This is a genomic window from Halorubrum sp. SP9 (assembly GCF_005435015.1).
In the GTDB taxonomy this organism is placed as follows: domain Archaea; phylum Halobacteriota; class Halobacteria; order Halobacteriales; family Haloferacaceae; genus Halorubrum; species Halorubrum sodomense.
In genome coordinates this window covers 1-4,151 of sequence record NZ_SGXU01000061.1, presented here as the reverse complement: position 1 = coordinate 4,151, position 4,151 = coordinate 1, and the positions used below count along the sequence as shown (strand labels likewise).

At 71.1% G+C, this 4,151-nt stretch carries 4 protein-coding genes; all 4 read left to right on the top strand.

Annotated features, from left to right (window positions below):
* A partial coding sequence (locus tag EXE45_RS16160; RefSeq protein WP_199233652.1) for a lysylphosphatidylglycerol synthase domain-containing protein occupies nt 1-591 on the top strand: 591 nt, incomplete at its 5' end.
* A 30-nt stretch (nt 592-621) separates the two neighbouring features.
* Entirely contained in the window at nt 622-1,803 is a 1,182-nt protein-coding gene (locus EXE45_RS16155; protein WP_137694923.1) for an alpha-1 4-glucan-protein synthase, read from the top strand.
* A gap of 39 nt (nt 1,804-1,842) precedes the next feature.
* Nucleotides 1,843-2,967, top strand: a complete 1,125-nt coding sequence (locus EXE45_RS16150; protein ID WP_092920621.1) for an iron ABC transporter substrate-binding protein — start codon at nt 1,843-1,845, stop codon at nt 2,965-2,967.
* Nucleotides 2,968-3,034: 67 nt separating this feature from the next.
* Nucleotides 3,035-4,151, top strand: a 1,117-nt coding sequence (locus EXE45_RS16145; protein ID WP_137694922.1) for a glycosyltransferase family 39 protein, incomplete at its 3' end; no start/stop codon positions are given.

The following is a 4,151-nucleotide window of genomic DNA, read 5'->3' as shown; positions in this document are numbered from 1 at the left end:
GCGCTCGCGCTCGCGGCCGCACTCGGCTCGGCGGTCACCGTCGCGGTCGCTCGGAGCGACCGCCGGTTCGGTCCGGCGCTCCGCGACCGCGCCGACGGCCCCCGACTCTCTCGGGTCGTCGACGCCGCGGTCCGGTTCGGCGCCGCCGTCCGCGTCGTCGCCGCCGACGCGGGCGCACTCGTCCGGGTGTCGCTCGCGAGCGGCGTCGTGTGGGGGGTAGACGCCCTGACCGCGATCCTCGTGCTCGCGTCGCTCGCGGGCGGATTCGGGGGCGGCGTCGACCCGGCGACGCTGCTCGTCGTCGGCACCCTCGCCGTCTCGGCCGGGAACCTCGCGAAGGTGTTGCCGCTCTCGCAGGGCGGAATCGGGCTGTACGAGGCGGCGTTCACCGGAGTCGTCGTCGCGACCACGCCGCTTCCGGCCGCGACCGCGCTCGCCGCGGCCGCGCTCGACCACGCGCTGAAAAACGCCGTCACGCTCGCGGGCGGCGGGTTCGTCGCGGCCGCGTTCGACCTCTCGTTCGCGGACGCACCCGACGAGTCGGAACGCGAACCGGGCACGACGGCGACGCGGCCGACGGCGGACCGCTAAACTTTTAGGTGAGCCTAAAAACAGTCGGGTATGAGCCCGACCGCCTCGGACCGCGACGGTCCGGACGTCTGCGTGATCGTTCCGACGATACGGGAGTACGAGTGCGTCCGAGCCTACGTCGAGAACGCCCGCGAACACGGCTTCGACGTCTCGCGGCTCCACTTCGTCCTCGTCACCGAGGACTTCTGCGAGACCGACGAGATGCGCGCCATGCTCGACGACCTCGGCGTCTCCGGCGAGGTGTTCGACGGGAGCCGCCGCGAGGAGTGGTACGAGGCCAACGGGGTCGCGGAGTACGGCCACGTCGTCCCGGCCGCGAGCCACGCCGAGACGAGCTTCGGCCTGCTGTACATGTGGGCCGCCGACGCCTTCGAGTACGGCCTGTTCATCGACGACGACACGCTCCCCCACGACGACGCCGATTACTTCGGGCGTCACATGGAGAACCTCGCGTTCGACGGGGAGGTCGAGTCCGTCAGTTCCGACGAGAACTGGGTGAACGTCCTCTATCAGAACGCCGACGAACACGGGCTCTACCCCCGGGGGTACCCCTACTCCGCGATGGACGAGACGGTCGAGACGGACCCCGTCGCGGTCGAGTCCGGCGAGGTCGTCGCCTCGCAGGGGCTGTGGACGAACGTTCCCGACCTCGACGCGGTCCGGATCCTGATGGACGGCGACCTGGAAGGGCAAGCGCAGACGCGCACGACCGCCGACGACTTCGCGGACGACTTCGTCGCCGCGCGCGGCAACTACCTCACCGTCTGCTCGATGAACCTCGCGTTCCGCCGCGAGGTGATCCCCGCGTTCTACCAGCTGCCGATGGACGACAACGAGTGGGAGGTCGGCCGCTTCGACGACATCTGGTCGGGCGTCTTCCTGAAGCGCGCCTGCGACGTGCTCGGCAAGCGGATCTACAACGGCGGCCCGCTGTGTGAACACAACAAGGCCCCGCGCTCGACGTTCGACGACCTCCACAACGAGGTGGCCGGGCTCGAACTCAACGAACACCTCTGGGAGCTGATCGACGACGCCGGCGCCGACGCCGACGGTTACGCGGCGGTCTACGACGCGATGGCCGACCGGCTCGCGGACGGGGAGTTCGACGAGTACCGGAACGGCGCGTTCTTCGCGCACGTCGGCGAACACATGCGCGACTGGCTCGACTGTCTCGACGCGATCCGCCGGACGCCGGCGGTCGCGGACGACTGAACCGACACGACTAAAAGTATTTAGGTAAGCCTAAAACACATGACGAACCACGATCACACCGGGACGAAGGTGAATCGCAGACGGTTCCTCGCGAGCGCCGGCGCGGTCGGCGCGGTCGGACTCGCGGGCTGTACGGGCGGCGGAACCGACGACGGCGCGCAGTCGTCGATCGGTCAGATCGGCTCCGGCCGAGCGGGGCGCGGGCTCCCGGGCGGGACGCCGATGGCGGAGATGCCGGCGCTTGAGGGCGAGCTCACCGTCTACTCCGGCCGCGGCGAGTTCCTCGTCGGCGAGCTCGTCGGCTACATCGACGACCTGTACGACGGCCTCGACCTCACCGTGCGGTACGGCGGCTCGACCGACCTCGTGAACCAGATCGTGAACGAGGGCGAGGGGTCCCCCGCGGACGTGTTCTACTCGGTCAACTCCGGCGCGCTCGGCGCGCTCGCGGACGAGGGGCGCACCCAGGCGCTCCCGTCCGAGGTGACCGACAAGGTGCGCGAGGAGTTCCGGACCGAGCAGTGGGTCGGCACCTCCGGACGCGCCCGGACGGTCCCGTACAACACCGACGAGTACTCCGAGAGCGAGATGCCCGACGACATCATGGCGTACCCCGAGGAGTTCGAGGGCGACCTGGGCTGGGCGCCGTCGTACGGCTCCGCGCAGGCGTTCATCACCGCGATGCGCATCCTCGAGGGCGAGGAGGCCACCCGCGACTGGCTCGAGGCGATGGTCGAGCGCGGCGCCTCGACGTACCCCGACGAGTTCGTCACCTGTCAGGCGATCGCCGACGGCGAGATCGACGCCGCGTTCACGAACCACTACTACATCCAGCGCGTGCTCGACGGGAACCCGGAGGCGCCGATCGCCACCTCGTTCACCGAGGGCGACGCGGGCGCCGTGTTCAACGTCGCGGGCGCCGCGGTCGTCGACACCGCGTCCGACGCCGACCTCGCGGCGAACTTCGTCCGCCACCTGCTGTCGGCCGAGGCGCAGGACTACTTCGCGCGCTCCACCTTCGAGTACCCGCTGATCCCCGAGGTCGACCCGATCGGCAACCTCCCGCCGATCGACGAGCTCGACGTCCCGGACATCGACCTGACGCAGCTGTCGAACCTCGAACCGACGATCGACCTCATGCGCGACGCCGGCGTCCAGATCTGAGGCCGCCCGCGCCGCGCTGATCGCATCGTCTCACCGCCACCACACCGCGCCTACATCATAACCGTTCGTGCCAGTTCTCCCACCCGCCGTCCGTCCCCGCCGACTCGCGGCCCGGCTCCGGAAGCGGCTCGCCCGCGCCGACCGCGTGACGGTCGCGGCCGCGCTGGTCGCCGCCGCGGCCGGCGCCCTGACGTTCGCGATCGCCGTCACCGTCTTCTCACACCACTCCGCGAACCACGACGAGGGCGTCTACCTCACGCAGGCCGCGCTCCTCCTCGGCGGCCAGCTGGAGTTCCACGCCGGTCCGCTCGCGGACGCCGTCCACCCGTGGTTCTTCATCGAGGACGGCGGCCGGCTCTACCCGAAGTACAATCCCGTCCCGGCGGCGACGTTCGCGGTCTCGATGTGGCTGTTCGACGAGCCGCGCGTGACGCTCGCGGCGGTCGCCGCGGGCAACGCCGCCCTGGTGTACCTGCTCGGCTCGCAGACGTTCGGGCGGCGGGCGGGGCTCGCCGCGAGCGTCCTGTTCGCGGCGTCACCGATGGCGATCGCCACGTCGTCGGCGTTCCTCCCGTACGCGCCCACGACGTTCTTCAACCTGATCTTCGCGGTCGCGTACCTCCGAGGCGTCCGCGACCGGTCGCTCGCGGCCGCCGGCGTCGCTGGCGTCGCGATCGGGATCGCGTTCTTCTCGCGGCCGTACACCGCGGTGCTGTTCGCCGCGCCGTTCATCGCCCACGCGGCGTGGCGGGTAGGGGCGGCGGTCCGCCGCTTCGGCGCCGAGACGGATCGGTCGACGCCGCGCGCGTTCGCGGCCCTCGGCCGCCGCGCGCTCTCGGTCGGCGGCTCCCGCGAGCTCCCCGGCCCGATCCGTCGTCAGGGGCTGACGGCGCTGTTCGGCACCCTGTTCGTCGGGGTCACGCTCGCGTACAACGCCCGGATGACGGGCTCGCCGCTCGTGTTCCCGTACCAGGAGTTCGCACCGATGGACGGCCCCGGCTTCGGCGAGCGGCGCATCCTCGGCCACTCGGTCGACTACACGCTCGAACTGGCGCTGGAGTCGAACGGCTACGCGCTCGCAGAGATCGCGACCCGGTGGTTCGTCGCCGGCCCGCTCGGCACCGCGCTGGCGCTCGCCGGCGTCGCGGCCGCGCTCTGGGGGTGGCAGATCGGAAGAGCACACG

Excerpts from the sequence above, each read along its gene's own strand:
- EXE45_RS16155 (WP_137694923.1), top strand. The coding sequence starts at position 622 with ATGAGCCCGACCGCCTCGGACCGCGACGGTCCGGACGTCTGCGTGATC.
- EXE45_RS16150 (WP_092920621.1), top strand. The coding sequence starts at position 1,843 with ATGACGAACCACGATCACACCGGGACGAAGGTGAATCGCAGACGGTTC.